This is a genomic window from Hoylesella timonensis 4401737 = DSM 22865 = JCM 15640 (assembly GCF_000455445.1).
Classification (GTDB): domain Bacteria; phylum Bacteroidota; class Bacteroidia; order Bacteroidales; family Bacteroidaceae; genus Prevotella; species Prevotella timonensis.
Genome location: NZ_HG417102.1, coordinates 1 through 2,975 on the forward strand (window position 1 = coordinate 1; position 2,975 = coordinate 2,975).

Annotated in this window: 3 protein-coding genes and 1 rRNA gene; all 4 read left to right on the forward strand. The window is 37.9% G+C overall.

All coding sequences use genetic code 11. The features are described 5' to 3' along the window. Positions 1 to 84 precede the first annotated feature (84 nt). The 4 genes from rrf to BN35_RS11515 all read left to right on the forward strand — a co-directional run bounded on the left by rrf (position 85) and on the right by BN35_RS11515 (position 2,829). Positions 85 to 197: ribosomal RNA gene (gene rrf / locus BN35_RS11500) — 5S ribosomal RNA — on the forward strand. Between the two features lie 478 nt (positions 198 to 675). After that, entirely contained in the window at positions 676 to 1,119 is a 444-nt protein-coding gene (locus BN35_RS11505; protein WP_025073253.1) for a lysozyme family protein, read from the forward strand. 142 nt (positions 1,120 to 1,261) lie between these two features. Further along, complete coding sequence (locus BN35_RS11510) at positions 1,262 to 1,822, forward strand: LemA family protein (RefSeq protein WP_025073252.1); 561 nt, start codon at positions 1,262 to 1,264, stop codon at positions 1,820 to 1,822. A gap of 2 nt (positions 1,823 to 1,824) precedes the next feature. After that, the gene (locus BN35_RS11515) at positions 1,825 to 2,829 is read left to right on the forward strand and encodes a M48 family metallopeptidase (protein ID WP_028901371.1); all 1,005 of its coding nucleotides are present in this window, start codon (positions 1,825 to 1,827) and stop codon (positions 2,827 to 2,829) included. The last annotated feature ends 146 nt before the right edge of the window (positions 2,830 to 2,975 follow it).

Genomic DNA, 2,975 nt, shown 5'->3' on the forward strand with positions numbered 1-2,975 from the left:
CGTGCTATGAAAATAGACACGTCAACAAAAAGGTACATTTTATTTTATTCATGTTTTGCTTGTGAAGATTTGTCAACCCCTTTATCAGGTGGTTATAGCGGCAGGGTTCCACCTCTTCCCATTCCGAACAGAGAAGTTAAGCCTGCTTGCGCCGATGGTACTACAATGCAATGTGGGAGAGTAGGTAGCTGCCTTTTTTACTTCACGCCTCCAGTGTCTCAACCGATGCTGGAGGCTTTTTGTTTTTATATGCTGTGTGATATAGGTGGCACGATGAGGATAGTTGGAAATGAATTGCACGGAGTTGATGCTTACAAACAAACCAGAAAAATGTTTCGTTGATTACAAGTATTAGAAAGGAAATTCTCAAGTATAGATGTATGTAGTAAGTTGAAATTAGATTACATTAATTTTTCTTTAACTTGCGTATAATCAATGTATTACAATTCTTCAATAAGCATTAAAAAGGGTAAATTATTTGTGTCTTTTATATTTTTTGCGTACCTTTGCAAGCGATAAAAATAGAGATAGTTTTTATTTTTTATTTTGAACTATCTACTAAGTATCTAACGGAGCTGAGATGTATAGAAAACTCATTCTCATTATTCTATCATCGCGGGCATTGTTGACAAATTAGTTAGCATTTCATTGTCCAGGTTCCATAAATTAACAATGATGGAGAGAATAAGAAAGATTGCTCTTGTTGCTTTGACTATTTTATTGTTTTTTCCAGTTTTTGCGTTTGCAGGACAGAAGGGGAATATAAGAACAAGTAGCAGTTTTAATTGGGGTCCAGTGATGGACGCGATTATTCATGTAGAGAGTAGAGGAAAAGCAAATGCTAAAAGTGGGAATTCTGTTGGTGTATTGCAGATTACCCCAATCCTCGTTAAAGAGTGTAACAACATTCTGAAACAACGTAGAAGTAAGAAGCGTTATAAGCTTTCAGACCGTTGGAGTATTTCGAAATCTAAGGAAATGTTTCTTTTGATTCAGTCTGCTCACAATCCTTCGAATAACATTGAGCAAGCAATACGTTCGTGGAATGGAGGTCCAAATTACAGCGTTCGTGCAACGCACCAGTACTTCCGAAAAGTAATGAGGATATTAAGCGATTAAACGAGTACAAGTCCGATTGTCATCATCGAATCAGATATGACAATCGGACTTTTTTTATCCTAATATTTCTTAATATTCTTATTTTATCGCTTCTTTTAGTTATATTTGTAAACATATATAAATCATTAAATATAATCGAATTATGGTTGTTGGAATTATCATAGCAGTATTGGTTCTGCTTGTTTTATTCTGTGCGGGAATTTATAATAATCTTGTTCGTCTTCGTAATAATCGTGAAAATGCGTTTGCTAATATTGACGTGCAGCTCAAGCAACGTGCAGATCTTATACCACAGCTTGTATCTTCCGTGAAAGGTTATGCTGCTCATGAAAAAGAAGTACTGCAAAGAGTTACAGAAGCACGTACGATGGGTGTCAATGCAACAACGATCAATGAGAAGATGCAAGCAGATAATATGCTCACGCAAGCGTTGTCAGGTCTTCGTATCTCTTTAGAGGCGTATCCAGAACTGAAAGCTAATCAAAACTTTTTGCAGCTGCAAAATGAGATTTCCGATATTGAGAATAAATTGTCGGCAGTACGTCGTTATTTTAATACCGCAACGCGAGAGTTGAATAATGCGGTGCAGACATTCCCCTCGAATATCTTTGCCAATATGTTTGGTTTCAAAAAAGAACCCATGTATGAGATAGCTCCAACTCAACGTACAGAGATGGAACAAGCACCACAGATTAATTTCTAAGAGTGAAGTACGTAGGCCTTCAAACCCAAATTCGGCGTAATAATGCAATGAGTGTATTGTTATTGCTCATGTTCCCTATCATTATTTTAGGCATGATATGGGTATTTTTGGCATTGCTTAACTACTTTGGAAACGGTTATTATAATGAGTACGGCGAGGTGGTTTATGCGCTTGACGTTGCATCCGTAAATTATTACTTTATTACAACGATACCATGGGTAGTTTTGGGAGTAGGTATATGGTTTGCCATTGCGTACTTTACAAATGTCGCCATGATTCAGCGTGCCACTGGTGCTCGCCCTTTAGAGCGAAGAGAGAATCCACGTGTCTATAATATTGTAGAGAATCTTTGTATGACTTGTGGCATGTCAATGCCGCAGATACATGTTGTTGACGACCCGCAACTGAATGCTTTTGCAAGCGGAATAAACGATAAAAGTTATACAGTGACATTGACAACTGGAATCATCAATCGCCTTAACGATGAAGAGTTGAAAGGAGTGGTTGCTCACGAGCTTACACACATACGCAACAAAGATACTCGTCTTCTGATAGTTAGTATTATCTTTGTGGGCATCATATCTACAGTCATGTCCTTGGTGGTGCGTATGATGTATCAAACCATGTGGTTTGGTGGTTCTGTAAGGCGTAGCAAAGATGAACGGGGGGCAGGATTATCTATCTTGGTTATCTTATTTGTTGGTGTGATCTGTTGCGCCATTGCTTATTTTTTTACTTTGATTACTCGTTTTGCTATCTCTCGAAAGCGCGAATATATGGCTGATGCAGGGGGTGCTGAACTATGTGGCAATCCTTTAGCTTTGGCAAATGCGTTGAGGAAGATATCTTCTGATCCGGGTCTTGATCAGGTAAAGCAAGAAGATGTGGCTCAGTTGTTTATCGTCCATCCAGACCAAATGGTTAGTGGAATTATGGGATTTATGAATTCTCTTTTTGCGACTCATCCAGACACCAAAAAACGCATTGCTATCTTGGAGCAATTTTAACACTTCTGCCTGTTTTAGAGAATGTAACACTAAAAGATAAAAAGTGGGAGCTACCAATTGGTAACTCTCCACCAACACAAAAACTAAATTAGACTTAACTCAACTAAATTGAGATTTTCACAAATCTTCATTTAGTGGCTGCAAAG

Coding starts and splice junctions, on each gene's coding strand:
- BN35_RS11505 (WP_025073253.1), top strand. CDS start 676: ATGGAGAGAATAAGAAAGATTGCTCTTGTTGCTTTGACTATTTTATTG.
- BN35_RS11510 (WP_025073252.1), top strand. CDS start 1,262: ATGGTTGTTGGAATTATCATAGCAGTATTGGTTCTGCTTGTTTTATTC.